This is a genomic window from Gordonia sp. UCD-TK1 (assembly GCF_001691435.1).
Classification (GTDB): Bacteria; Actinomycetota; Actinomycetes; order Mycobacteriales; family Mycobacteriaceae; genus Gordonia; species Gordonia hongkongensis.
The window spans coordinates 141,943-168,042 of sequence record NZ_LZMP01000006.1 but is presented as its reverse complement, the minus strand read 5'-3'; the positions used below and the strand labels follow the sequence as shown (position 1 = coordinate 168,042).

General features: G+C 68.1%; 24 protein-coding genes. 11 read left to right on the top strand and 13 right to left on the bottom strand.

The genetic code is table 11. The features are described 5' to 3' along the window. Nucleotides 1-122 precede the first annotated feature (122 nt). From pstS to pstB, 4 genes are all read left to right on the top strand, one after another. Nucleotides 123-1,202 (top strand): phosphate ABC transporter substrate-binding protein PstS, encoded by a 1,080-nt coding sequence (pstS, locus tag A9310_RS05630; RefSeq protein ID WP_065629738.1) that lies wholly within the window; start codon nucleotides 123-125, stop codon nucleotides 1,200-1,202. Nucleotides 1,203-1,343: 141 nt separating this feature from the next. Then, nucleotides 1,344-2,372, top strand: a complete 1,029-nt coding sequence (pstC, locus tag A9310_RS05625; protein ID WP_065629737.1) for a phosphate ABC transporter permease subunit PstC — start codon at nucleotides 1,344-1,346, stop codon at nucleotides 2,370-2,372. 2 nt (nucleotides 2,373-2,374) lie between these two features. Further along, a complete protein-coding gene (gene pstA / locus A9310_RS05620; RefSeq protein WP_065629736.1) occupies nucleotides 2,375-3,274 on the top strand; it encodes a phosphate ABC transporter permease PstA in 900 nt (299 codons plus the stop codon). 45 nt (nucleotides 3,275-3,319) lie between these two features. Further along, nucleotides 3,320-4,096, top strand: a complete 777-nt coding sequence (gene pstB, locus A9310_RS05615) for a phosphate ABC transporter ATP-binding protein PstB (RefSeq protein ID WP_004022008.1) — start codon at nucleotides 3,320-3,322, stop codon at nucleotides 4,094-4,096. A gap of 79 nt (nucleotides 4,097-4,175) precedes the next feature. On the opposite strand, the gene A9310_RS25830 is transcribed toward pstB, so the two are convergent. From A9310_RS25830 to A9310_RS05590, 6 genes are all read right to left on the bottom strand, one after another. After that, nucleotides 4,176-4,325, bottom strand: a complete 150-nt coding sequence (locus tag A9310_RS25830; RefSeq protein ID WP_175401083.1) for a hypothetical protein — start codon at nucleotides 4,323-4,325, stop codon at nucleotides 4,176-4,178. 166 nt (nucleotides 4,326-4,491) lie between these two features. Further along, on the bottom strand, nucleotides 4,492-5,154 hold the full coding sequence (gene phoU / locus A9310_RS05610) for a phosphate signaling complex protein PhoU (RefSeq protein ID WP_058253532.1): 663 nt from the start codon (nucleotides 5,152-5,154) through the stop codon (nucleotides 4,492-4,494). A 107-nt stretch (nucleotides 5,155-5,261) separates the two neighbouring features. Beyond that, a complete protein-coding gene (locus A9310_RS05605) occupies nucleotides 5,262-7,517 on the bottom strand; it encodes an LCP family protein (protein ID WP_065629735.1) in 2,256 nt (751 codons plus the stop codon). 177 nt (nucleotides 7,518-7,694) lie between these two features. Then, nucleotides 7,695-8,861 carry a tRNA dihydrouridine synthase DusB gene (dusB, locus tag A9310_RS05600; RefSeq protein WP_175401085.1) on the bottom strand — a complete coding sequence of 389 codons (1,167 nt, stop codon included), beginning with the start codon at nucleotides 8,859-8,861 and terminating at the stop codon, nucleotides 7,695-7,697. Nucleotides 8,862-8,920: 59 nt separating this feature from the next. Continuing rightward, the gene (locus A9310_RS05595) at nucleotides 8,921-9,913 is read right to left on the bottom strand and encodes an acyl-ACP desaturase (RefSeq protein WP_065629734.1); all 993 of its coding nucleotides are present in this window, start codon (nucleotides 9,911-9,913) and stop codon (nucleotides 8,921-8,923) included. Between the two features lie 347 nt (nucleotides 9,914-10,260). Then, nucleotides 10,261-10,812, bottom strand: coding sequence for a nuclear transport factor 2 family protein (locus A9310_RS05590; protein WP_065629733.1), 552 nt, complete (start codon nucleotides 10,810-10,812; stop codon nucleotides 10,261-10,263). Between the two features lie 105 nt (nucleotides 10,813-10,917). Between A9310_RS05590 and A9310_RS05585 the strand changes: the two genes are divergently transcribed. From A9310_RS05585 to A9310_RS05575, 3 genes are all read left to right on the top strand, one after another. Beyond that, nucleotides 10,918-12,810 (top strand): serine/threonine-protein kinase, encoded by a 1,893-nt coding sequence (locus tag A9310_RS05585; RefSeq protein ID WP_065629732.1) that lies wholly within the window; start codon nucleotides 10,918-10,920, stop codon nucleotides 12,808-12,810. Further along, the gene (locus A9310_RS05580; RefSeq protein WP_065629731.1) at nucleotides 12,810-13,646 is read left to right on the top strand and encodes a hypothetical protein; all 837 of its coding nucleotides are present in this window, start codon (nucleotides 12,810-12,812) and stop codon (nucleotides 13,644-13,646) included. The genes A9310_RS05585 and A9310_RS05580 overlap by 1 nt, the downstream gene beginning before the upstream one ends. A 132-nt stretch (nucleotides 13,647-13,778) precedes the next feature. Beyond that, complete coding sequence (locus tag A9310_RS05575) at nucleotides 13,779-15,179, top strand: wax ester/triacylglycerol synthase family O-acyltransferase (RefSeq protein ID WP_065629730.1); 1,401 nt, start codon at nucleotides 13,779-13,781, stop codon at nucleotides 15,177-15,179. A gap of 317 nt (nucleotides 15,180-15,496) precedes the next feature. On the opposite strand, the gene A9310_RS05570 is transcribed toward A9310_RS05575, so the two are convergent. From A9310_RS05570 to A9310_RS05555, 4 genes are all read right to left on the bottom strand, one after another. Continuing rightward, nucleotides 15,497-17,518 (bottom strand): NAD(+) synthase, encoded by a 2,022-nt coding sequence (locus tag A9310_RS05570; RefSeq protein WP_065629729.1) that lies wholly within the window; start codon nucleotides 17,516-17,518, stop codon nucleotides 15,497-15,499. A gap of 66 nt (nucleotides 17,519-17,584) precedes the next feature. After that, complete coding sequence (gene nadE, locus A9310_RS05565) at nucleotides 17,585-18,409, bottom strand: ammonia-dependent NAD(+) synthetase (RefSeq protein ID WP_065629728.1); 825 nt, start codon at nucleotides 18,407-18,409, stop codon at nucleotides 17,585-17,587. Nucleotides 18,410-18,430: 21 nt separating this feature from the next. Then, entirely contained in the window at nucleotides 18,431-18,925 is a 495-nt protein-coding gene (locus tag A9310_RS05560) for a histidine phosphatase family protein (RefSeq protein ID WP_065629727.1), read from the bottom strand. After that, nucleotides 18,922-19,215, bottom strand: coding sequence for a hypothetical protein (locus A9310_RS05555; RefSeq protein ID WP_065629726.1), 294 nt, complete (start codon nucleotides 19,213-19,215; stop codon nucleotides 18,922-18,924). Before A9310_RS05555 ends, A9310_RS05560 begins: the two co-directional genes overlap by 4 nt. A gap of 115 nt (nucleotides 19,216-19,330) precedes the next feature. Here A9310_RS05555 and A9310_RS05550 point away from each other — a divergent pair, with 115 nt between their 5' ends. Next, the gene (locus A9310_RS05550) at nucleotides 19,331-20,224 is read left to right on the top strand and encodes a DMT family transporter (protein WP_065629725.1); all 894 of its coding nucleotides are present in this window, start codon (nucleotides 19,331-19,333) and stop codon (nucleotides 20,222-20,224) included. A 25-nt stretch (nucleotides 20,225-20,249) separates the two neighbouring features. Here the strand turns inward: A9310_RS05550 and A9310_RS05545 are convergent, their stop codons facing one another. Then, nucleotides 20,250-20,690 carry a flavodoxin domain-containing protein gene (locus A9310_RS05545; RefSeq protein ID WP_065629724.1) on the bottom strand — a complete coding sequence of 147 codons (441 nt, stop codon included), beginning with the start codon at nucleotides 20,688-20,690 and terminating at the stop codon, nucleotides 20,250-20,252. Nucleotides 20,691-20,848: 158 nt separating this feature from the next. On the opposite strand from A9310_RS05545, the gene A9310_RS05540 reads away from it, so the two are divergent. From A9310_RS05540 to mmsB, 3 genes are all read left to right on the top strand, one after another. Continuing rightward, on the top strand, nucleotides 20,849-22,381 hold the full coding sequence (locus A9310_RS05540) for a CoA-acylating methylmalonate-semialdehyde dehydrogenase (protein ID WP_065629789.1): 1,533 nt from the start codon (nucleotides 20,849-20,851) through the stop codon (nucleotides 22,379-22,381). 6 nt (nucleotides 22,382-22,387) lie between these two features. Then, nucleotides 22,388-23,569 (top strand): acyl-CoA dehydrogenase family protein, encoded by a 1,182-nt coding sequence (locus A9310_RS05535; RefSeq protein ID WP_065629723.1) that lies wholly within the window; start codon nucleotides 22,388-22,390, stop codon nucleotides 23,567-23,569. A 79-nt stretch (nucleotides 23,570-23,648) separates the two neighbouring features. Next, nucleotides 23,649-24,518 carry a 3-hydroxyisobutyrate dehydrogenase gene (gene mmsB / locus A9310_RS05530; protein ID WP_065629722.1) on the top strand — a complete coding sequence of 290 codons (870 nt, stop codon included), beginning with the start codon at nucleotides 23,649-23,651 and terminating at the stop codon, nucleotides 24,516-24,518. 69 nt (nucleotides 24,519-24,587) lie between these two features. On the opposite strand, the gene A9310_RS05525 is transcribed toward mmsB, so the two are convergent. Together A9310_RS05525 and A9310_RS05520 are read right to left on the bottom strand one after the other, a co-directional pair. Further along, nucleotides 24,588-25,457 (bottom strand): DUF559 domain-containing protein, encoded by an 870-nt coding sequence (locus tag A9310_RS05525; RefSeq protein ID WP_065629721.1) that lies wholly within the window; start codon nucleotides 25,455-25,457, stop codon nucleotides 24,588-24,590. A gap of 114 nt (nucleotides 25,458-25,571) precedes the next feature. After that, nucleotides 25,572-26,075 carry a MarR family winged helix-turn-helix transcriptional regulator gene (locus A9310_RS05520; protein ID WP_058253826.1) on the bottom strand — a complete coding sequence of 168 codons (504 nt, stop codon included), beginning with the start codon at nucleotides 26,073-26,075 and terminating at the stop codon, nucleotides 25,572-25,574. Nucleotides 26,076-26,100: the final 25 nt, after the last annotated feature.

Genomic DNA, 26,100 nt, shown 5'->3' with positions numbered 1-26,100 from the left:
TTCACCTGTCGTTCATCTTTTGGAGGGGATCAGTCCACCACGCCCCCATAGCTTTCCACTCGGACACTCCGGAGCCGACGCCAGTCGGTGCGGGGAACGCGAACGGAAAGGCAACACCAGCGGTGAAAATCAATCGGAACGGCGCCCTGGCGTCGGTGTCGGCGATCGCGGCACTGACACTCGTCACGGCGTGCGGCGGTGGGGGAAGCGAACAGACTGTCAGCGGCGAGGGCTCGACCGCGCAGCAGAAGGCCATGGAGCACTTCAGCCAGGTCCTCACCGACAACAGCGACATCGTGCTCGACTACACCGGCAGCGGCTCGGGCGACGGCATCAAGAAGTTCATCGCGGGCGACGTCGACTTCGCCGGCTCGGACTCGGCCCTCAAGGACGACGAGGTCACCGACGCCACCGCACGTTGCAACGGCAACGCCCCCTGGCACCTCCCGCTGGTCGTCGGCCCCGTCGCGGTCGCCTACAACCTCGACGGTGTCGAGGACCTCAAGCTCAACCCCAGCGTCATCGCGCAGATCTTCAACGGCAAGATCACCACCTGGAACGATCCCAAGATCGCCGCGCTGAACCCCGGCGTGACGCTGCCCACCACCGACATCGTGCCGGTGTACCGCTCGGACAGCTCGGGCACCACCGACAACTTCCAGCGCTTCCTGGAGAACTCGGCCCCCGCTGACTGGCCGTACGAGCACAGCAAGGAATTCGCACCCAAGGGTGTCGGTTCCGGTGCCTCGAAGTCGACCGGCGTCGGCGACACCGTCAAGAAGACCCCGGGTTCGATCACCTACGTCGAGTGGGGCTTCGCCACCGAGAACGATCTCGGTGTCGCCCAGGTCGACTTCGGTGCCGGCCCGGTCGAATTGAACGCGGAGAGCGCGGGCAACGCGCTCGAGTCGCTGGCCTTCGCCGATCCGGCCAGCAAGGACCTCGTCGTCGACACCGACGCGCTGTTCGCCTCGAAGGCCCCGGGTGCGTACCCGCTGCTGCTCACCCCGTACTCGATCGTCTGCTCCGCGGGCTACGAGGACGAGGCCACCAGCCAGACGCTGAAGGACGCGTTCACCGCGGTCCTGAACGACGGCCAGGCCGGTCTCGAGGAAATCGGCTACGTGCCGGTCCCCGACGCCTACAAGACCAAGCTGCAGGGAACCATCGACTCGCTGTCGGGTGGGTCCGGGAACGCCTGATCAATCCCCTCAGATCGCGTGCGCGGGGCCGCCTCGGTTGCGGCCCCGCGGATGTGGTTGACACACTGACACGACATTTCGCGTGTCCACGAGACGGCGGGAAGTGACTCAATGACCAGAGCCGAATCACAAGAAGGACGCATGACCTCGCTGAGCAAAGAGGGTGGCACGACTCCGCCGGACACCGGCGAGTTCCGCCCCACCGGGTCATCGCCCGACCAGCCCGAATCCTCGCTTCATTCGGCCGCGCATCACCGCGTCGCCGACCGGGTGTTCCGCACCCTGGCCGTCGGCTCGGGTTTCGTGGTCTCGATCGTCATCGGGCTCATCGCACTCTTCCTTCTGGCGCAGGCGATCCCGTCGCTGGCGAAGAACGAGGAGAACTTCTTCACCTACACCGGCCAGTGGATCACCAGCGGTGATCAGCTCGCCTTCGGAATCCCGCAGCTCTTCTACGCGACAGTCGTGGTGTCGGTCATCGCGCTGCTGATCGCCATGCCGGTCGCGCTCGGTATCTCGATCTTCCTGACCGAATACGCGCCGAAGCGGTTCGTCGGACCGATCACCTACACCGTCGACCTCCTCGCCGCGGTCCCCTCGATCGTGTACGGCCTCTGGGGCATCCTCGTGCTCGGCCCGGCGCTGGTGCCGGTCAACGAGTGGCTCGTCGGCAATCTCGGCTTCCTGCCGTTCTTCCAGGAACCCACTCAGGTCGCCAACATGAGCACCGGCGGAACGCTCCTGACCGCGGGCATCGTGCTCGCCGTCATGATCCTGCCGATCATCACCGCCGTGACCCGCGAGGTCTTCATGCAGACCCCGAAGGGCCACCGCGAGGCGGCACTGGCGTTGGGCGCCACCAAGTTCGAGGTCGTGAAGGTCGCCGTGCTGCCGTTCGGGTTCTCCGGCTACATCTCCGGTTCGATGCTCGGCCTGGGACGCGCGCTCGGTGAGACGATGGCGCTGCTGCTCATCATCTCGACCGTCGGCCCCATGAACTTCAACCTCATGGAGAGCGGCGAGACCTTCGCGACGAAGATCGCCAACAACGCGGCGGAGTTCGACTCCCCGGCCAAGACCGGCGCCTACATCTCGGCCGGCCTGACCCTGTTCGTCCTGACCTTCATCGTCAACGCCGCCGCCCGCGCGGTCGTCGCCGGAAAGAAGTGACCATGTCTGTGACCACGACATCTTCCGCCGCCGATCCGGTCAAGAAGCCTTCTGGCTTCACCCCGATGTCCGGGCGCCGGCGATTCACCGACGGGACCGTGCGCGTCGCCGTCATGGCCGCCCTCCTGCTGGCGCTGGTTCCCCTGCTCTGGCTGGTCTTCACGCTGGTGTCGCGCGGTATCGGCGCGATCATCGACATCGACTGGTGGACCCAGGCCGAGCGACGCGGCGGCGCCGCCAATGCGATCGTCGGCACGCTGATGCAGACCGCCCTCGCGGCGGTCATCTCCATCCCGCTCGGCATCTTCGTCGCCATCTATCTGGTGGAGTACGCGACGAAGAAATCGCTCCTCGCGCGTGTCACCACGTTCATGGTCGACATCCTCTCGGGTGTGCCCTCGATCGTCGCCGCGTTGTTCGTCTACGCGGTGTGGCGCACCACCCTCGGATTGCCCCGCTCGGGATTCGTGGTCGCGATCGCGCTGGTGTTGCTGATGGTCCCGCTCGTGGTGCGCGCCACCGAAGAGATGTTGAAGATCGTCCCGCAGGACCTTCGCGAGGCGTCGTACGCCCTGGGTATCCCGAAGTGGAAGACGATCGTGAAGATCGTCCTGCCGACGGCCCTGTCGGGCATCGTCACCGGCGTGATGCTGGCCATCGCCCGGGTCATGGGCGAATCGGCGCCGGTCCTCATCCTCGTCGGTGCCACCCGCGCGATGAATTGGAATCCCTTCGACGGCAACCAGCAGTCGCTGCCGCTGATGATGGTGCAGCAGTACAACAACGGACCGGGCGCCTTCGATCAGGTATGGGGCGCGGCGCTGACATTGGTGATCCTCGTTGCCATCGTCTACTTCGGCGCCAAGGCGGTGTCGAAGATCTTCGCCCCCAAGACTTCCTGACCTCCCACCCTTCTCGGGTCATCTTTTCCAGAACGGACCAATGACATGGCAAAGCGCCTCGACATCAAAGACCTGAACATCTATTACGGCGACTTCCACGCGGTCAAGGACGTCACCCTCGAGGTGCCGCCGCGCTGCATCACCGCGTTCATCGGCCCGTCGGGCTGCGGTAAGTCGACCGTGCTCCGGACCCTCAACCGCATGCACGAGGTCACCCCGGGTGCCTACGCCAAGGGCAGCGTGCTGCTCGACGGCGAGGACATCTACGGCAAGACCGTGGACCCGGTGAGCGTGCGCGCGACCATCGGCATGGTGTTCCAGCGGCCGAACCCGTTCCCGACGATGTCGATCCGCGACAACGTCGTCGCCGGGCTGCGTCTGCAGGGTGTGCGGAACCGCTCACAGCTCGACGACGTCGCCGAGAAGAGCCTGCGCGGCGCCAACCTCTGGGAAGAGGTCAAGGATCGCCTCGACAAGCCGGGCGGCGGGCTGTCGGGTGGTCAGCAGCAGCGTCTGTGCATCGCCCGCGCCATCGCGGTCTCTCCCGACGTCCTGCTCATGGACGAGCCGTGTTCGGCGCTCGACCCGATCTCGACGCTGGCCATCGAGGACCTGATGGGTGAACTCAAGAAGGAGTACACCATCGTCATCGTGACCCACAACATGCAGCAGGCCGCTCGCGTCAGCGACCAGACCGCGTTCTTCAACCTCGAGGCGGTCGGCCAGCCCGGACAGCTCGTCGAGATCAACGACACCGAGACGATGTTCTCGAACCCGACGAAGAAGGAGACCGAGGACTACATCTCGGGCCGCTTCGGCTGATCACTCGTACGACGTGAACGGGCCCGCTCACCCGCCCGGGGGAGCGGGCCTTGTCGTGTCGGGTCGTCGTGTCGGGGTGTCACATGTTGAGCAGCAGGATCACCAGCAGGGCGACCAGCGACGCGGTCACACCCAGGTACGCCAGGATCTTGCGGCGGTGGGCGGCAGCCTCTGCGGCCTCGTCGGTCACCGCATTGACGTCGGGCTCGGTCGGATAGTGCTGGGCCATGCCCGCCACCCTAACGACGACCTCGGCGCGTGTGAAATCTCCCCGACTCCGTTCGGGCTCAGATATTCACAGACATGAAAAAAGACCGAGAATCAGTGTGGGAAACTAAATTCTCGGTCCTTTTCGGTGTGGCCCTCGCTCGATGAACGGCACCGAGCGAGCGAAATCACCCCACGCTCTGGAACTGCTCCGGGGTCTTGCCGGTCGCGGTGAACACCACGCGGCGTCCGATGAGCACGGCATGGTCGGCGAACCGTTCGTAGTACCGGCCGAGCAGGGTCACGTCCACCGCGGCGGCGACGCCGTGCTTCCATTCGCGGTCCATCAGGACGGTGAACAGGTGGCGGTGGAGGTCGTCCATGGCGTCGTCGTCTTCCTGGAGACGAAGGGCGGCCTGCGGGTCGCTGGTCACGAGGACCTCATGTGCGTTCTTGGCCAGGGTGACGGCCAGGCGGCCCATCTCGGCGAAGTAGCCGTTGACCTCCTCCGGCAGTGCCTTGGCGGGATGCCGGCGGCGGGCGACCTTGGCGACGTGGAGCGCCAGTGCACCCATCCGATCGGCGTCGGCGACGATCTGGAATCCACTCACGACTCCACGCAGGTCACCGGCGACCGGGGCCTGCAGGGCGAGGAGCGCGAAGGACTGTTCCTCCGCGCGAGCCGTCAGCCGGCTCATCCGGTCGGTGTCCCCGATGACCTCTTCGGCGATGGCGAGATCGGCCTGCAGCAGTGCCTGCGTGGCGCGCGCCATCGCGGTGCCGGCGAGCTCGCACATCTCACCCAATACCGAGGTCAGCGCCTCGAGTTGCTCTTGATAGGCGGTACGCATGGTCCCAGGATACGTGCGTGATCACTCCAGGCCGACTCCGACCGATGAACGTCCAGTGAACGTCGGGTGCAGATCCGTCCACCTGCGAGTGCACCGACACCCTGAGATCACGTGCAGGTGGTGTCGCCCGCGTTCGTGATGGCCAGGTCGTTGGGCAGATTGCCGGTGTTCTCCGCAGGTGCGAGCTGGTTCGCCGTCAGGGTCGCCCCGGAGGCCGGTACCGACTCCAGGGAGCCGCTGAAATCCGCACCGACGATGAGCTCGACACCCGACTTGACCGTGCGGTCGAGCTGGATGCTCGCGTTCGGGAACATCTCGGCCAGCGTCGCGGCGGCGTCGCGCTGTCCCGGCCCGTACCGCACGACGGTGTCGTCCCGGTTCTCCGACGCATCGGCGACACCCCGCACGTCGAAACCGTACGGCGTGAGCTGCTCGGACACCTCGGTGGCGAGGCCCGTCTGGCCCGTGCCGTTGAGAACCCGGACGCCGACATTGCCGGGGTTCTGGGCGGTCGCGGTCACGGGTCCGGGAGCACTGGCGTTCGAGTCGGTGCTCGGTGCGCCGGGACTCGTCGGCGCCTTCGACGACGACGGCGGCTTCTTGCGCGCCTGCTCGCCGGGGAGTGGCAGGTCGTCGATGATGGCGTCGAAGATCGCGTCGATGTCGCTGGTGCGCGGGATCTCGTTGTTGGCGCCGTCGGTGGAGGTACCCGACGTCGGGATCGTCAGGAACGAGACGCGGCCGGCCTCGATGCCCTGCATCGACTCGGCCAGGTTGATGAGCGACTGGGTGTCGACGCCGTCGACGTAGCTGTATTCGATGAACGTGTTGACGATCCCGTTGAGTTTGTTGGGGTTCGACAGCACATTGCCCGACAGGCTCGACCGCAACAGCGACGACATGAAGAGCTGCTGGCGTTTGATCCGGCCGTAGTCGCCGTTGCCCTCCGTGCTGATGTTGCGGGCACGAACGTAATTCAGTGCGCGCCGGCCGGTCAGCTTCTGCTTGCCCGGCTTACGCAGGATCTGGCCGATCTCGTAGTCGTAGAGCGGGACCGTCGAGCAGACCTCGACGCCGCCGATCGCGCGGACGACCTTCTCGAAGCCGTAGAAGTCCATCCCGATGAAGTGGTTGATGTTGAGCCCGCTCATCGCGGTGATCACGCGAACGAGACACTGCGGACCGCCGTAGAAGTAGACGCTGTTGAGCTTGACGCCGGACTGGGCCGGCATCTCGGCGCCGTACTCACCGGTCTCGTTGTCCCACGCGTTGCACGCCGGCTGATCCACCTGCAGGTCGCGCGGGAACGACACCGCGACGACGCGACTGCGGTTGGCCGGGATGTTCACCAGGATGACGGTGTCCGAACGGGCGCCCTCGGCGTCGGCGGTGGTGCCGGCGCCAACCCTGGAGTTCTGGCCACCGCGGGTGTCGGTACCGACGATGAGGTAGGTCTCGTCGCCGTACTGGGCGTCCTTGTTCCGGATGTTCTGGTCGTCGGGGTCGACGGCGGTGACGTTGCGCCAGTTGCCGTTCCACGACTGCAGGTAACCCCAGACGAAGCCGGTGCCGACGAGTGCGAGCACGCACGCGATGGCGACCAGTATCCGTCCGGTCGCGGCGGTCTTGCGCAGCATCGCGCCCTGCCGGTCCTCGTCACGCCCGGGGTGGCGACGAGGCGCCGAACGCAGGGCGAGGGGCTCGGTGAGGTCGGGTGTGCGTTCCAGCGGAGGCTGCGGGGCCGACGGTCCGGCCGGGCCGCCGGCGACCGGCTCCTGGGCGCGGGATTCCTCGATCACCCGCTTCTCGGTCGCGCGATCGGACAGGTCGGGCGCGGCGTCGCCGACGGTGGGGATCTTCTGGGTGACGTCGTTGTCGAAACGATGGACGGTGGTCGGGCGGTCGTCGGGCGCCGGCTGCGGAGCGGCGGGGACCCGCCCGCCCGGGGCCGACGGTGGCGCGGCATTCCCACCGAACGGTGGCCCGGGGCGTCGGGACCGCCCGCGGGTCGACGACGGGGGCTCGCCCGTCCGCGACTCCGGGCGCGGCGGCGTCGCGCGGCGGGCGCCGGACCGGCCGGAGCCGGCGGGCGGCTCCGACGGCGACGACTCCTCCGCGTTCATCTGCTCCATGAGCTGGCGGACCGTCAGGCGAGTGCGTCCCCGCACGAACCGATCTGCCGAGCGTGGCTCGCGGAGGCTGGGGTGCGCCGGGGGAGGGGAGCCCGGGTCGGTGGGGCCGGGTGCGTGCGGACCGGAGACGGGCTCGAAGTCGTCGCGGGAGCGTCCGGCGCGGCGACCACGACGCGAGCGATCGGCGTCGCCCACCTCGGGGTCGTCCGGGCCCGGTGTCCTACGACTCAATGCACGTTCCTCATGCCCCGTGGTCGTGTCGCGGAGTCACCGCAGATCGGGGCTCGACCAGCGCGGTGCGCACAGAATTCAGGCCCCGGCGGCCGGGACCTGAAGCGCAATTGTACTGATCCCACCTGAGAAAGCGTCTCAGCCAGGCGCCGGTTGTGACGGTTTTCGCAATCCGGTTCAACCGCCGGAGTGCATGATCTCGGCGCCTGCGGGGATCACGTCCTCGTCGGGGTCGTCGAGCCAGCCGTCCGGAAGCGCGACCTTCGCCGGCGAACCCTGCCGGCCGCGCGGGCCGTGACCGTCGGAGGGGAACGGCGCGTCGGCCGGCAGCTCGGCGAGCAGTTCACGCAGTTCGTCGACGCTGCCGACCAGCGCCATCCGCCGCCGGATCTCCGAGCCGGCCGGGAAGCCGCGAAGGTACCAGGCGACGTGCTTGCGGATCTCGCGGCAACCCTTCATCTCGCCGTGGTGATCGACGAGGAGCTGGCAGTGCCGCACCATGATGTCGGCGACCTCGCCCAGGTTCGGCGGCGCCGGAGCGTCGAATCCGCCGAGTTCGGCGGCGAGTTCGGCGAACAGCCAGGGCCGGCCGAGGCAACCGCGGCCGACGACGACGCCGTCGCAGCCGGTCCGGCGCATCATCGCGACCGCATCGGCGGGTTCGAAGATGTCGCCGTTGCCGAGCACCGGCACGGTGGTGACGTGCTCCTTGAGGCGGGCGATCTCGTCCCAGTCGGCCTCACCGGAGTACCGCTGCGATGCGGTGCGTGCGTGGAGGGCGACGGCGGCGGCACCTTCTTCGGCGGCGATCCGGCCGGCGTCGAGATGGGTGCGGTGATCGTCGTCGATACCGATCCGGAACTTGACCGTCACCGGGATGTCGGTGCCGTCGGTGGCACGGACGGCCGCCGCGACGATCTTGCGGAACAGGGTGCGCTTGTAGGGGATCGCCGACCCCCCGCCCTTGCGGGTCACCTTGGGGACCGGACAGCCGAAGTTCATGTCGATGTGATCGGCGAGGTTCTCGTCGACGATCATCTTCGCGGCCTGGTAGGTGTACTCCGGGTCGACGGTGTAGAGCTGCATCGACCGCGGGTTCTCGTCGGGTCCGAAGGTCGTCATGTGCATCGTGACCGGGTGCCGTTCCACGAGCGCGCGGGCCGTGACCATCTCACAGACGTACAGCCCGGAGACGGTACCGGTACGGGCGAGCTCGAGTTCGCGGCACAGCGTCCGGAACGCGACGTTGGTGACACCGGCCATCGGGGCCAGCACGACCGGGCTGGCCAGTTCGATGGACCCGATACGTAGTCCCTTCGAGACGCTCGCAAGCTCGCTCCTCAGGGAGCTGGGAAGCGAGCCTTCGGTGGTCGAGGGCGCCGGGTGGCTGTCGATGAGGGTGCTCAGGATGCCTGCTGCTCCCGCTTCTTGGCCTCGCGGGCGAGCGAACGGTCGCGCATCTCCTCGAAGCGGATGGTGTCCTTCTCGAGCTGCTCGAGGAAGGCGGCGAGCTCCTCGCGGGTCTTCTCGCCCTCGCTGGTGAAGTCGTCGCGTTCGAAGACGTTCCATTTGCGCAGGACCGGCATGACGACCTCTTCGAGGTGCTGGCGCAGGTCGTAGATGCCGTGCTTGGCCATGAGCACGCCGTGGCGACGGAAGTTGGGCATACCGGCGCCGGGCATCTGGAAGTTGGTCACGATGTCGGTGACGGCGCGCAGCGTCTGGTCGGGGGAGATGTCGAAGCCCGCACCGCAGATGTTGCGGTAGAAGATCATGTGCAGGTTCTCGTCGGCCGCGATGCGCTGCAGCATTTTGTCGGCGATCGGGTCGTTGCACGCCTTGCCGGTGTTGCGGTGGCTGACGCGGGTCGCGAGTTCCTGGAAGGTCACGTACGCCACTGAATGCAGCAGACCGAGCTCGTCGGCGTGCTCCTCGAGCTCGTCCACGCGTCCGGCGGCGGCCAGCATCGGGTCGTAACCATTGGTCATGTGGATCATCCGCGCCTCTTCGAGGGCGACGGGATCGACGCCGCGGGTGACCACGAGGTAGTCGCGCATGACGATGCCGTGGCGGTTCTCCTCGGCGGTCCAGCGACCGACCCAGTGGCCCCAGGCGGAGTCCATCGAGAAGTTGTCGGCGATGACACGGTGGTACGACGGCAGGTTGTCCTCGGTGAGGAGGTTCGTGATCATCGCGGCCTTGGCGACCTCGTCGAGCTGCGACTGCTCGGGGTCGTAGTCGACGCCACCCAGGGCGGCGAAGTTACGGCCCTCGTCCCACGGCACGTAGTCGTGCGGGTTCCAGTCCTTGGCGATCTTGAGGTGGCGGTTGACGTTGTCCTCGGCAACCGGGGCCAGCTCCTTGAGTAGCTCGAGTTGCGTCAGGTCGCGTGCCATATAGATGTCCTCCGAACGGTGTCCGCGTGTGTAGTCATTGCGTGTCGTCGTCGTGCGTCGTGTCGATCGATCCGCGTGCGTGGCCGGCGGCCACGACCGTGGTTCGCGACGTCGTCGTGGGGAGGCGCGCACCCCGCCCACCGAACCGTGGGGTGTCGGGCCGGGTCCCCCGCGCCGCCCCGTCGCCACTCGTCAAAGTTCTAGCGTACGGCACGCACACCGGTGTCCCAAGTCCGTCGCCTGGGTGTCGTTCACGCCCGCGCGCCGCGTTACGCAACCGGCCGGTGGTGTCGGTCACGTCGGTGCGGGCGACGCCGGAACCGGTGTTCGCGCAGGTCGGCAGGCCCTCAACCGGAACGTGGACGCGAGGCGAACATCGCGCCCGTCGTCTCCATCCACGCCGTGGCCGGCTCGTCGATGGTGCCCAGTTCGCGTGCCTTCTCACACCAGCGCATCGCCGCGCGCCCGAACTCCATCGGGTTGTAGACGTCCTCCTCGCGACTCCACCGGCCGTCGCCGGCGTAGGTGAGGATGGTGATGTTGGTGGCGGTGATGTGTGTCGAGTCGCCCGGATCGCGCATCGGGTTGTCGACTTCGCAGATGACCCGGCCGGTCGGCGCGTCGACCACATGCCACAGCGAGGGGAACCCGGTCATGTGACTGCCGGGGAACGACGTCATCGTCCGCCAGATCCAGGTCCGGATCTCCTCGCGGCCGCGCATGGTGCCCAAGGCGTGCTCGATGTAGTCGGCGTCTTCGGTGAACAGTTCGGCATAGCGATCCCAGTCCCGGCTCACGGCGATCTCGGCGACCGTGCGCTGGAACTGTGCGAAGGCCTCGTCGAGCTCTGCCGGGGTGAAGTCGGCGGTCGTCGGGGTCGGGTTCTCGGTGGTTTCCATCGCCGACGATCGTAGAGTCCGCACCGGTGTGGTCCACCGCGTTTCGCGACAATCGGTACCATTCGTCCCCAGCACAGCCACCGCACACGGATCGGTGAGGACGTCATGTACCAGGTAGGGGACCTGATCGCGGGGTACCGCGTCCTCGACGTGCTCGGACGCGGCGGCATGGGCGAGGTCTATCAGGCCGCGCATCCCCGGCTGCCGCGCGCCGACGCCCTGAAGGTGCTCCGCTCGGTCCACGCCGCGGACCCGGTCTTCCGCGCGCGGTTCGAACGCGAAGCCGACATCGTCGCTCCGCTGCACCATCCCAACATCGTGGCCGTCTACGACCGTGGTGTCTTCGACGAGTTGCTGTGGATCGCGATGGAGTACGTGCCGGGTACCGACGCGGCCCGGATGCTCGCCCGGGAGTCGCCGCTCGACCCCGGTCTCGCGTGCACGATCATCGCCGGGGCGGCGGCGGGCCTGGACGCGGCGCATCGGCGTGGCGTCATGCACCGGGACATCAAACCGGCCAACATCCTCATCACGCCGGGCTCGGACGGCGCCACCGACAGCGCCCCGGAGGCCGTCAAACTCACCGACTTCGGCATCGCCCAGGTCCTCGACGAGGTGACCCACCTGACCGGTACCGGGATCACCATCGGGACCATGCGCTACGCCTCGCCGGAGCAGATCGAGGGGTTGCGCGTCGACGGCCGGAGTGACATCTATTCCCTCGCTGCCACTGCGTACGAATTCCTCACCGGTGCACCGCCGTTCGATTCACCGTCGCTGCACGGACTGATGACCGCGCACATGCACCACGAGCCCCCGTCGGCGAGCGCCCGCAACCGGGCGCTGCCCGCCGGGGTCGACGCCGTGCTCGCGCGGGCGATCGCCAAGGAGCCGGGTCGTCGTCACCCGACGGCGGGGGAGTTCGCCGCCGCGCTCGCCGACGTCTTCGATTCCCGCGCAACGCTCATCGGCCCGGCGATCAGGCCCGAGCCCCCGACGGAGCCCCCGGCCGGGACCCCCGTCGGGCCCGCACCGGCCGGTCCGGAACCGAGCCCGGGGTTCCGGCACGTCGGCGCCGGCGTCGCGGGGAGCACGGGGTACACGCCACCGCCTGTGCAACCGGGTCCGTCGCAGATCTGGCCATCCGATGACGATGCGACGCAACCCACTTCGGTCCGTCGGCCTCGCCACCTCGCCGCGATCGGCATCGTGGCGGTGCTCGTCGCCGGGATCCTCGGCGCCGGAATCGGTTTCGCACGCATGTCGGCCACCTCCCTGGACACCCCCGATCCCCCGGACGTGGAGGTCACGACCACCGCTGTCGAACTGACCTGGAACGGCGTGGCCGGGGCCACCGACTACGTGGTGACCCAGAACGAGGACGTGATCTATTCCGGGCCCGCCACCGAGTTCACGGCGCCCCGGCCGGTTCCCGGCATGTACACGTATCAGGTCGCGGCGCACGACGGCGGCCGGGTGTCGGACTTCTCCCGGAACTCCGAACAGGTCGATGTCTTCATGACGTGGGGCGAGCTGCAACCCATCGCCGACCTGTACCACGACCTGATCCCGGCCACGCCGCTGAGCACCAACGGCTTCGACGCGATGCGCTGCTGGGGCGAGGACGGCGATCTCGCGTTCTCGTCGAGCAAACGCACCGTGTCGTGTACCCGCGACGCCGACGCCGCGACCGGCGACGACAGCGGGCGGCCGTCGGACCCGGGTGTGGCGGCGTATCAGGTGATCGTCGACACCTACGAGACCCCGGAGGAAGCGGTCGCGGCGGCGAAGGTGACCGCCCACGACCTCCGCGGCGTCGACTACACCACCGCGCAGGGGCACACTGGCACGCTGTACCTGTCGGACAAGCAGCGGGATCAGGGGCAGGCGATCCTCACCTTCGACGACGGCGACCATGCCCGCTCGGTGGTGTGGGTGGTCGTCCCGGGTGAGCCCGCCGCCGCAGCCGGCGACGTCCTGAGAAGGCTGCCGATCTGATGACCTCGCCGACACCCTCGACGTCCCCCACCACGACACCGCGCTCGCCACGCCGGTTCGAGTCGGGTCCGTGGCTCATCGGGCTGATCGTGCTCGTCGCCGCGGTGGTCGCCGTCGGCGGCTTCGTCGTGGTCCGGTCGGTGACCGCGCCCGACGCGCCGGACACCCCCGGCGGCCTGACCCTGCAGGCGCGACCGGGACGGGTGGTCGCGTCGTGGGACCCGGTGTCCGGGGCGTCGGCCTATCAGCTGCTCCGCGGCGACGGCTACGTCGTCCACCAGGGACCCGAGACCTCCGCCGAGGACGTGAGTGTGCCTGCCGGAGAACATGATTACCGGGTCATCGCGATCCGCGCGGGTGTGTACTCCGAGCCCGGGCCCGTGCAGCGGGTCCGGACGGGCGCGAGCTGGGGGGAGTTCGCGCCGCTGGTGGCGCAGTTCCCGGAGCTGCTCCCGCAGGCCCCCGACACCGCGGCGCAGTGGATGAACACCGAGTGCATCCGCCGATACTCCGGCGGTCGCGACGAGGTCGGGCCGTCGGAGACCGGAGCGGGTCAGGTGCGCACCGTGTTCGTCGTCCGATGTGCCGCGGGCTCGGTCGATCGCCCCTTCGGGGTGTTCTGGTTCGCGTCCCGAGATGCGCTGAACGCGGAGTACTCGCGTTCCTCGGAGACGTCGCGGCCGGTGCGATGGCGGCACGGGACGGGGTTGATCGACGAGAACGGACGCGGGGTCTTCAAGATCACCGACGACCCGTCGCGCGAGCTGGCCATGATCGTCGTCCTCGAAACGGATGGACAGGACATTCTGGACATGGTCGACTCGCTGCCGCTCTGAGCCGGGATCATCTGGCATCTCGACGCCGTCACGGCTGTGCCGGAACCGACCCCGCCGGGGTCGTCACGTGCGGCATGATGGCGTGGGGTGCCCACGGGGTCGGGTGCCCGACGTCGAGGGAAGGCGAATCCCATGCAGCGCTTGAGCGGACTGGACGCATCGTTTCTCTACCTCGAGACGCGCTCGCAACTGATGCATGTCATCGGTCTGTTCGAGATCGATCCGAGCACCATGCCGGGCGGCTACCGCTTCGACAAACTCCGCGCCGAGATGGAACGACGCATCGCTGCCATACCCGCGTTCCGGCGGAAACTCGACAACTCGTTGTTCAACATCGACCACCCGGTGTGGATCGAGGACGACGACTTCGACATCGAGCGTCACGTGCACCGGGTCGGCGTGCCGGCCCCCGGCGGCGCCGGCGAGGTCGCCGAACTGTGCGGTCATCTGGCCGGACAGACGCTCGACCGGGGCAAGCCGCTGTGGGAGCTGTGGATCATCGAGGGTCTCGCCGACGGCCGGGTCTGCGCGATGCTGCGCATGCACCACGCCGGGACCGACGGTGTGACGGGCGCCGAGATGCTCGCCCAGATGTGCACGCTCACGCCCGAACCGCCGGATCTCGACGCGGAGAAGGTGGGGGAGTCGGCCGGCCCGTCGTCGCGCGTCGCGATGGCCGCGGGCGGCGCGGTCAACTACTTCGTGCAGCGGCCCCTCGCCATGGCCAAACTGCTCCCCCGCACGTTGAGCGTGCCCGTCGGCTGGTTCCGTCGGGCACAACAGGATTCGGCGATGCCCGCACCGTTTCGCGCCCCGCGGACTCGGTTCAACGCACCCATCACGCCGCACCGCAGCATCGCCGTCACCCAGCTCTCGCTCGACGATGTGAAGCGGGTGAAAGACCACTTCGAGGTGAAGCTCAACGACGTCGTGCTCGCGATGGTCGGCGGGGCGCTGCGCACCTACCTGCTCGGCCACGACGAGCTCCCCGATCGTCCGCTGGTGGGGATGGTCCCGGTCTCGGTGCACGGCGCCGACGAGAAGGACCTCGTCGTCGAGGGCACCAACAAGGTGACCGGCATGTTCACCCTGCTGTCCTCCGACGAGCCCGACCCGGTCGCGCGGCTGCGGAAGCAGGCAGAGCTGAGCCGGACCTCGAAGGAGCACCACGCCGAGATCGACGCGAACATCCTGCGGTCCTGGGCGCAGTTCGCTCCCGGTACGACACTGTCCACCGCAATGAAGATCTACGGCGACCGCAACTGGGCGTCGGCGCATCCGCCGGTGTTCAACGTCCTGGTGTCCAACGTCGCCGGCCCGGATTTCCCGCTGTACTTCCTCGGCGCGCGCGTGACCGGCGTCTACCCGCTGGGCCCGATCATGCATGGCCTGGGACTCAACATCACGGTCTTCTCCGCCGACGGCAACCTCAACATCGGCATCGTCGGCTGTACCGATCAGACCCCGGACCCGTGGGCCATCGCGAACGCCTTCGACGACGAGATCAAGCAGCTGCTGGCCGCCTGCGACTGAGGCGAGAGAACCGCATGACCCCTGGTCACGTGTGTTCTCCGAGGAGCGGCCGGAGCTTGCGCAGGGCGCGACCACCCTGCTCGCTAACCCGAAAGAACGACATAACCATTGCTCCCTGAGGTGCGAGGAGCGCCAGCGACGAGCCACGAAGGGCCTGGTGAGACAGGTTGCGGAGCCCTTCGTGGCTCGCTTCGCTCGCACCTCAGGGAGCAGAGATGTGGACGCTCAAGAGCGTTCTGTCGTAGTCCACGACGGCCGCCTGGCCGCAGGTACTGAGGAGCGGCCGGAGCTTGCGCAGGGCGCGACCACCCGCCGCACTAGCCCCCGGCGAGCTGGTCCAGCCAGACCCGCGCCGACGCATCCGAGGGTGAACGCCAGTCGCCGCGTGGGGACAGCGACCCGCCCGACCCGATCTTGGGGCCGTTGGGCATCGCCGAGCGCTTGAACTGGTTGCCCATGAACCGCTTCAGGAACACCTCGAGCCAGTGCTCGATGGTCGCGGTGTCGTACTCGTTGCGCTTGTCCTCGGTCAGCAGATCCGACCACGGGCCACGGCTGCGGTCACCCCACGCCTGGCGCGCGAGATAGGCGATCTTGCTCGGGCGATAACCGAAGCGCGTCAGGTGATAGAGGAAGAAATCGTGCAGCTCGTAGGGGCCGACCGTGTCCTCGGTGCTCTGGATCCGGCCGTCGTCGCCGGCGGGGACGAGTTCGGGAGAGATGACGTCGTCGAGGATCTCTACGAGCGTCTCGGTGGTCTCGGCGGTGTGGTGCCCGCTGGTGATCATCCACCGGATCAGGTGCTGGATCAGCGTTTTCGGCACCGACCCGTTGACGTTGTAGTGCGACATCTGGTCGCCGACGCCGTAGGTGCACCATCCGAGCGCGAGTTCGGAGAGATCGCCGGTCCCGAGCACGATGGCGCCGTTGGCGTTGGCGAGCCGGAACAGGTGTGAGGTCCGCTCACCGGCCTGCACGTTCTCGAAGGTGACGTCGTAGACCTTCTCGCCGCGCGCGTACGGATGGTCGAGGTCGGCGAGCATCTGCTCGCAGGACGGCCGGATGTCGATCTCCGCGCCGCTCACCCCGAGCGAGTTCATGAGTGCGTGGGCGCGCCGCAGCGTCGGGCCGCCGGTCGCGAAGCCGGGCATCGTGTAACCGAGGATGTTGGTGCGCGGCAACCCGAGCCGGTCGAAGGTGTCGACTGCGACCAGGAGCGCGAGTGTCGAGTCCAGGCCGCCGGACACCCCGATGACGATCTTCTCCAGACCCGTCGAGCGTAGTCGCTGGGCCAAGCCCTGCACCTGGATGGAGCGGACCTCCGCGCAGCGTTCGTCGCGGTCGGCGGAATCCGCTGGGACATAGGGGAATCGGGGAACCGCCCGCCGGACGACATCGTCGTCGGGCAGGTCTCCGAAGTCGAAACCTATGCGACGCAACGACTTCAACCGGTCGGAGTGATCGCCGACCTGGTCCCGGAGGCTGATCATCCGCATGCGTTCCTGCCGCAGGCGGTCGAGATCGATGTCGGCGGTGATGATCTGGTCGGTCGTCGCGAACTGTTCACTGCGGGCGAGGAGCGAACCGTTTTCGGTGATGAGGGCATCGCCGTCCCAGGCGAGGTCGGTGGTCGACTCTCCGTACCCGGCAGCGACGTACACGTGGGCCGAGATGGTCCGCGCGGAATGCCCGGTGCACAGGTTGGTGCGGTAGCTCTCCTTGCCGATGGTGACCGGGCTGCCCGACAGGTTGGCCAGCACGGTCGCGCCGCCGAGAGCCGCCCACGTACTCGGTGGGATCGCCACCCAGCCGTCTTCGCAGATCTCGACGAACAGTGCGAAACCCGGCAGATCGCGGGCCTCGAAGACGAGATCGGCACCGAACGGGACCTCGACGTCGCCGAACCGCACGGTCGTGGGGACCGCGTCGCGCGCCGCGGCGAAGAAGCGCTGCTCGTAGAACTCGCGGTAGTTCGGCAGGTACGACTTCGGGACCACCCCCAGGACCGCGCCGTCGTGGATCACGGCGGCGCAGTTGTACAGGCCGTCACCCACGCGCATCGGTAGTCCGACGCAGAGAACCGGCTTGAGCCCGGCACTGGCCGTCACGATGTCGTCGAGCGCGGTGCGGCAACCGTCGAGGAGGGCGTCCTGGTGGAAGAGGTCGTCGACGCTGTACCCGCACAGCCCGAGTTCGGGGAAGACGACCAGGCAGGCGCCGTCGTCAGCGGCCTGCGTCGCGAGTTCGACGGTGCGCGCGGCGTTGACCGCGGGTTCGGCGAGCGTCAGGACAGGTACGGCTCCGGCGACGCGGGCGAATCCGTTTGCGTAGACAGACACTCCGACACCCTAATCGCGGACAGGCCGTCGTGCGGGGTCCGCCGAACGCGCCGGCCGGGTGCAGCGCTAGGACCGCCACCACGTGTCGTCGACCTCGACGGGGGTGGTGCGCTTGTGCCGGTTGCGGTGCCAGGCCGCCTCGATCTTCTCCGCCGCGTCCTCGGGGATCTCGCGCCCCTCGAGGTAGTCGTCGATGTCGTCGTAGCGCAGGCCGAGTTCGTCCTCGTCGGTCTGTCCGGCCTTCTCGTCCAGCAGGTCGGCGGTCGGGACCTTCTCCCACAGCTGCTGCGGCGCATCCAGGTGGCGCAGGAGGGCACGCCCCTGCCGCTTGTTCAGGCCGGAAAGCGGCAGCACGTCGGCCGCACCGTCGCCGTGTTTGGTGAAGAAGCCGGTGACGTTCTCGGACGCATGATCGGAGCCGATCACCAGCAATCCGCGGTCACCGGCGAGGGCGTACTGCGCGACCATGCGGTGCCGCGCCTTGGCGTTGCCCTTGGTGAAGTCGGTGAGCCGGGTGCCGGTGGCCTGTTCGATCTCGTCGTCGAGGGCATCCACGCCGGGTGCCACGTTGACGGTCACGACCTCGTCGGCGCCGATGAACTCGAGGGCCGCGGCCGCGTCGTCCTCGTCGTGCTGCACTTGGTAGGGCAGCCGCACGCCCATGAAGGTCGCGTCACCGCCGTCGGACCGGATGCGTTCGGCGGCGAGCTGGGCGAGCTTCCCGGCCAGGCTGGAGTCGACGCCGCCGGAGATGCCGAGTACGTAACCCTTGGCGCCGGTGGCGCGGAGGTAGTCGACGAGGAATCCGACCCGCAGCTCCACCTCCTCGCCGGGGTCGATCGAGGGCTTCACGGCGAGGGCGTCGATGATGGTTCGCTGGATCTCACGCATGGTCCCAGTGTGCGCCATCGGTCACTCCTCGCGTGGGATCCGCACGCCGACGAGGTGGGCTTCGGGGTCCGGGGCCATCCCGATCCGGTCCCACTCGTGGGAGATGCCGACGACCGCATAAGCCGAGGTGGGGAAGCGTTCGATGTACCCGTGCGGATCGAGCGTCAGTGCGGTCGACGGCATCCCGGGCTCATGGCCGACGACGAGGACCGTCCGCGCGTCGGCGGGCGCGTGGACGCGGAGGGCCTCCAGGATCTCCTCGGGCGCGCCGCCGTAGATGTCCTCGACGAAGGTCACGGGCGCATCGATGCCGGTTCGGGCGAGCGTCTGGCGCGTTCGCGTCGATGTCGAGCACAGCACCGCGTCGATCCGCAGGCCCTCATCGGCCATCCAGCGCCCGGCGAGGGCGGCCTGCCGATCGCCGCGCTCGGCCAGCGGACGGTCGTGGTCGGGCGTCGCGGGCGGATAACCCGACTTGCCGTGCCGCATCAGGACCAGCGTGCGGGTCCGGCTCATGCGGCGCCGTGCCGGCCACGGTCCCGGGCGTGGGATTCGGACCCCGACTCGGCGCCGATCATCCGCAGGACCCGCACGGTCGCGCGCCAGGCGGCGGCCTCCTGGCGGAGGTAGGCCGCGTGCTCGTCGTGACCGCGGGCCTCGGCCTCGTCGGCGGCGACGTCGAACTCCAGGTACTCGTCCACGGCACAGTCGATGAGCTCACCCACCGAGGTGCAGTCGGTGCAGGCCACCTCGATCGCGGCGGCGTCGAGGGTGGCCAGTCGTTCCAGATCTGACCGATAACGCATGGGTTCGAATCTACGTTGTCCGGGCAGGCCGTTGGTGTTACGACACCGTCGATGTCGCCCGGGGCGACCCCGGCCGGGACCGCGACCGCGGCTCACCGCCGTTACCCTGGGGATCGTGCACACCTGGGTACCCGCGCTCCTCGCGGTGCTGGCCGCGTTGTTGATCGCCGCCGGTACCGTGTTGCGCCAGCGCGCCTCCCGGGTCAACGGTGCGATCACCCCGGGATGGTGGGCCGGAGCGGCGATCGCGCTGTGCGGCTTCGGTTTGCAGGCCTCGGCACTCGGACTCGGCTCGATCCTCCTCGTGCAACCCCTCGTCGTCCTCGCCGTGCTGTTCGCCCTTCCGCTCGAGGCGTGGGCCGATCACCGACATCCGGCCCGCATCGAGTGGGCCTGGGGCGGGGTTCTCGTCGCGTGCGTGGTGACGTTCCTGATCGTGGCGCGTCCCGAACCGTCGATGCGACGCCCCGATGCTCTCCTGCTGTGGGGCACCGTGGGAGCGGTCATCGGCGTCGTGGTCGCGCTGGTGATCCTCGCCCACCGCTCGAGTCCGCACTACAAGGCACTGTTCTACGGGCTCGTCGCCGGCATCCTGTTCGGCGTGTCGGCGTTGCTGGTGAAGACCGTGATCTACCAGATCACGCACCACTTCTGGCGTACCTTCGTCCACCCCGAGATCTATCTCTTCGTGCTGGTGGTGGTCTGCGCCATCCTCGCCCAGCAGATGGGGTTCGGGGCCGGTGATCTGCAGACGTCGTTCCCGTCGATGACCGTCGCCGAGCCGGCCGTCGCGATGGTGCTCGGTGTGCTGCTGCTCGGTGAGAACCTGAAGGTATCGGTACCGACCGCGCTGTTCCTGGGGATCGTGCTCGCGATCATGGTGCGCGCCGTATGCGAACTCGCGAAGCTGTCGGCCGTGCGCGGATACGAGCAGGCCGTGGCGGCGGAGGAGTCCGCCGCAGCCGACGCGGGCCCGGCGGCGGGCGCGACGTCGCGACCAGCGGGTTGACCGGCCGCGTCGACGTCAGGCGTGCTCAGATCTCCTGGGAGATTCCCTCGGCCCACTCGGCGGCCTGTTTCGCCGGCTTGATGGGCGAGGAGTTGTCGTGGCGGGCGTGCTCGCCGACCTGGACCGCGCCGCGCTTGGTGAGCATCTCGGCGACGATCTCGCCGCCGCGGTTGAACGTGTCGTAGATCGAGTCCCCGAGACCGAAGACCGCGAAGCGGAGACCGGTGAGGTCCGGGTTCACGCTCTCGAGTTCGTCGGCGAAGGGCTCGGCACCGGTCGGCAGCTCGCCTTCGCCGTAGGTCGAGCACACGATGACGAGGAAGTCCTCGGGGTCGAGGTCCTCGACCGCGTACTCGCTCATGTCGTAGATCGACGGATCGTGGTCGGAGGCCAGCGTGTCGGCGATGGCGTCGGCGACGAGCTCACCGTTCCCGGTTTCGGTTCCGTAGAGGATGACGACCGACATGTGAACTCCTCTCGACGTCGGCGTTTTCGCTAAGCGAGGGTAGCCTAACCGGCTCGTCGGCGCGAAATCGCTGGTGGCGAGGGGTTGGAAGAAATACTTGGATGTCCTACTATATGGTGATACCGGCCATACCCCCAACGAAGTCGAAGGTGATCTCCGTGTCCGCTCCTGCTGTCTCCTCGATCCCGCACTACCTGAACGGCAAGCGCGTCACCGCCGAGGGCGGTCGCTTCGCCGACGTCTTCAATCCGAGCACCGGCGCCGTGCAGTCCCAGGTTCCGCTGGCGTCCACCGACGAGGTCGCCGCCGCGATCGCGACCGCATCGGCCGCGCAGAAGGAGTGGGCCGCCTGGAACCCGCAGCGCCGCGCCCGTGTCCTCATGCGGTTCGTCGACCTGGTGAACAAGAACGCCGACGAGCTCGCGACCACGCTGTCGCTCGAGCACGGCAAGACCCACGCCGACGCGCTCGGCGACATCCAGCGCGGCGTCGAGGTAATCGAGTTCGCGATCGGCATCCCGCACCTCATCAAGGGTGAGTTCACCGCGGGTGCCGGCGGCGGCATCGACGTGCACTCCATCCGTCAGCCGCTCGGGGTCGTCGCGGGCATCACCCCGTTCAACTTCCCGGCGATGATCCCGCTCTGGAAGGCCGGGCCCGCGCTCGCGTGCGGCAACGCCTTCATCCTCAAGCCCAGCGAGCGCGATCCGTCCGTGCCGGTGCGTCTCGCCGAGCTGTTCACCGAAGCCGGCCTGCCCGACGGCGTGTTCCAGGTCGTCCACGGCGACAAGGAAGCGGTCGACGCGCTGCTGACCCACCCGGACGTCAAGGCGCTCGGCTTCGTCGGCAGCTCCGACATCGCGCAGTACATCTACTCGACCGCGGCCGCCCACGGGAAGCGCTCACAGTGCTTCGGTGGCGCCAAGAACCACGCGATCATCATGCCCGACGCCAACCTCGACCAGGTCGTCGACGCGCTGATCGGTGCGGGCTACGGCAGCGCCGGTGAGCGCTGCATGGCGATCAGCGTCGCGGTCCCGGTCGGCGAGCAGACCGCAGACCGGTTGCGCGCCAAGCTGATCGACCGGGTCAACGCACTGCGCGTCGGTCACAGCCTGGACCCCAAGGCCGACTACGGCCCCCTGGTCACCGCCGCCGCCCTCGAGCGGGTCCGCGGGTTCATCGACAAGGGTGCCGAGGAAGGTGCCGAGGTCGTCATCGACGGACGTGAGCGCGCCAACAACGAGCAGACCTTCGGCGACGAGGACATCTCGAAGGGCTTCTTCATCGGCCCGACCCTGTTCGACCACGTCACCAAGGACATGACCATCTACACCGAGGAGATCTTCGGACCGGTCCTGTCGATCGTGCGTGCCGGCGACTACGAGGAGGCCCTCGCGCTGGCGTCGGACCACCAGTACGGCAACGGTGTCGCGATCTTCACCCAGGACGGCGACGCCGCCCGCGACTTCACGGCCCGCGTCGACGTCGGCATGGTCGGCGTGAACGTGCCGATCCCGGTTCCGGTGGCGTACTACACCTTCGGCGGATGGAAGCGCTCGGGCTTCGGCGACCTCAACCAGCACGGCCCGGCGTCGATCCAGTTCTACACCAAGACCAAGACGGTCACGACGCGGTGGCCGTCGGGCATCAAGGACGGCGCCGAATTCGTCATCCCGACGATGGACTGATCGGCGTTGACGACTTTCGCCGACGCCGCACTCGCCCGGCTCGACGGTGACGAACGTGTCATCGTCGAGACCGCGGCGGGTTTCGCGGCCAAGAAACTGGCGCCGTTCGCGCTCGAATGGGATGCCACGAACCACTTCCCGGTCGACGAGTTGCGTGAGGCGTCGGAACTCGGGATGGGTGCCATCTACTGTTCGGAGGACGCCGGCGGCAGTGGCCTGCGGCGCCTCGACGGGGTGCGCATCTTCGAGCAACTGGCGTACGCGGATCCGGCCGTCGCGTCGTTCCTGTCCATCCACAACATGTGCACGTGGATGGTCGACGAGTACGGCACCGACGAACAACGTTCGACGTGGGTGCCGCGCCTGGCGACGATGGAGACGGTGGCGAGCTACTGCCTGACCGAGCCGGGTGCCGGCTCCGACGCGGCGGCGCTCGCCACGCGTGCCGAGCGGTCCGGCGACGAGTACGTGCTCACCGGGGTCAAACAGTTCATCTCCGGGGCCGGGTCGTCGGACCTCTACGTCATCATGGCGCGCACCGGTGACGCCGGACCCAAGGGCATCTCCACGTTCTTGGTCGAGAAGGATTCGCCCGGACTGAGTTTCGGGGTCCAGGAGCACAAGATGGGCTGGCATGCGCAGCCCACCGCCCAGGTCATCCTCGACGAGGTGCGGGTGCCCGCGGGCAACCTCCTCGGCGGCGCCGAGGGCATCGGGTTCGGCATCGCCATGAACGGTCTGAACGGCGGCCGCATCAACATCGCGGCGTCGTCGCTCGGTGGGGCGCAAGCCGCCTTCGACAAGGCGGCGGCCTATGTCGCGAGTCGCCGCGCGTTCGGCAACGCGCTCATCGACGAGCCGACCATCCGGTTCACCCTCGCCGACATGGCCACCTCGCTGCAGGCGTCCCGGCTCATGTTGTGGCAGGCGGCGACGGCGCTCGACGACGGCGCGCCCGACAAGGTCGAACAGTGCGCGATGGCGAAGCGTTTCGTCACCGACACCTGCTACGAGGTCGCCGACCAGGCGCTACAGCTGCACGGCGGATACGGGTATCTCACCGAGTACGGAATCGAGAAAATCGTCCGCGACCTCCGTGTGCACCGCATCCTGGAGGGGACCAACGAGATCATGCGGGTCGTGCTCGGCCGTTCGATCGCGACCCGCTACCGGTCCCTCGCCCCCTGAGGTGCTAGGAGCGTTAGCGACGAGCCTCGAAGGGCTGACACTTCGCTTTAGACAACCACTTTCGTAGGAAGCAGAGACAATGACGACGATCGCCTTCCTCGGCCTCGGCAACATGGGTGGCCCGATGGCCGCCAATCTGGTGAAAGCCGGTCACACCGTCCGCGGTTTCGATCCGGTACCCGAGGCGGTGAAGACCGCGCAGGACAACGGCATCGAGACCTTCCCGGCCGCCATCGAGGCCGTGTCCGCCGCCGAGGTCGTGGTGACGATGCTGCCCAACGGCGGCATCGTGAAGAAGCTGTATGACGAGATCCTGCCGGCAACTCCGACCGGAGCCCTGTTCATCGACTCGTCGACGATCTCGGTCGACGACGCGCGGGACATCCACCAGCGCGCCACCGAGCACGGCTTCGCACAGGTCGACGCCCCGGTCTCGGGTGGGGTGAAGGGTGCCGTCGCCGGCACCCTGGCGTTCATGGTCGGCGGCGAGGACGAGGCCTTCGCCGCAGCGCGCACGACCCTGGATCCGATGGCGGGCAAGATCATCCACTGCGGTGCCGCGGGTGCCGGCCAGGCCGCCAAGGTGTGCAACAACATGGTGCTCGCCGTCCAGCAGATCGCGGTGGGGGAGGCCTTCGTGCTCGCCCAGAAGCTGGGCCTCGACGACCAGGCGCTCTACGACGTGATCACCGGCGCCACCGGCAACTGCTGGGCTGTCGAGACCAACTGCCCCGTTCCCGGGCCGGTCCCGACCTCGCCGGCGAACAACGACTTCAAGCCGGGCTTCGCGACCGCCCTGATGAACAAGGACCTCGGTCTTGCGATGGACGCCGTCGCCAGCACCGGCGCCCGTGCGCCGTTGGGCACCCACGCCGCACAGCTCTACCGCGGCTTCGCCGAACAGCACGCTGACCTCGACTTCAGCGCGATCATTACGTCGCTGCACTAGGTCGTTCGCCGACCTCACGAGATCCGTATGACGTTGTGCCCGGTTTCCGGGCACAACGTCATACGCGTTTCAGGCGGCCGCTCGTCGGAGCACGGCCCTGACGTCCGCGGCGACCTGGGCGGGCCGGTCGACGAGGTCGGTCCACGTGAAGTTGAGGACAGTCCATCCGTTGGCGGTGAGCAGGTTGCGCTTGGTGCGGTCGCGCTGGAAGGCCGCGGCGTCACGGTGGAAGGAGAAGCCGTCGATTTCGACTGCGACCTTCCTGTCGGGAAAGGCGAAATCGATGACGTAGCCGTAGGCGGGCATGTTCGGCATCCAGCCGGAGATCCCAGCGGCGGTCAGCAGTTCGGTGGTGAGTCGTTCGGCTTCCGATCGTGCTCCGTCGCCGAGGAGTTTCAGATAGGCAGCGACGCGCGGTGCTCCGTGCCGGTTGGGGTAGCGGTCGTGGGCGGCGCGGAGAGCGTCGAGGGTGACGCGGGTGCTGAGTAGTGCTGAATCGAGGATGCTGATCCCGAGGTCGAGGGAGGCGTCGAGGACGGTCAGCGCGGCGCTCGTTGTTCGGAGACCTTGATGCTCGGTGATGTCGTCGTCGTGTAGTCGCCGGAACCTGACCACCGCGGTCGCGGACGAGCGTCGGGCGCTGCCGCGGGTCGGGGTGTAGACGAGGTGTTTTCGGGGTTCGGTGTCGTGCAGTCCGAGCCACCAGGCGGCCGCTGGTCCGCCGAGTACCGCCATGTTGTGCACCGACAGGACCGCGATGCGGGCTTGAGCCCGGGCTGTGCGGTGGTGCCCGGCGACGAGGTACACCCCGCGTGCTACCGCTTTCCACTCGCCGGCAGCGACTTTGCGTTGGATCGTCGACGAGCTCGCACCGCAATCACGCGCTTCGCGGGTGGAGAACACGCCGTCTCGGCGGGCGGWCAGTTCGGCGAGGTCCATGGGGTTTCGACGCAGACGATCACCGCGCGGTTCCAACGCCGAGCAGCTGAGCGAATCCGTATGACGTCGAACCCGGATTCCGGGCACGACGTCATACGGATTCCGCGCGCCGTTTCAGAAGTCCCCGTTGTGCTTGCGAAGTGACTGGATGGCGCCGACGAGGCCGGTCATCTCGTCGTCGGACATGCCGACGTTGCCGAACACCTCGCGGTTGAGGGTCTCCGTGGCGTCGCCCACCGTCTTGCGGCCGAGGTCGGTGATCTCGACGAGCGTGGTACGTCCATCGGTGGGGTGCGGGACGCGGCGGACGAGCCCGCCCTCCTCGAGGCGACGAATCGCGTGGGTCACGCTGGTCACGTGGACCTGGAGCCGGTCACTGGCCTTGGTGATCGGCAAGGACCCCTGACGCGAGAACGCCAGCAGGCGGAGCAGTTCGAAGCGGGAGAAGCTGAGATCGAACGGACGCAGGGCGGCCTCGACACGGGCGAGCAGGATCTGATGGGCGCGCATCACCGACGTCACCGCGACCATGCCGTCGGCCACCTCGCCCCACCCCGCCTGGGTCCAGTTCTCCCGTGCTTCGGCGATGGGGTCGAAATCCATGCTGCGCCCTGCCATACCGACACCCTAGTGGGGTGTCTCC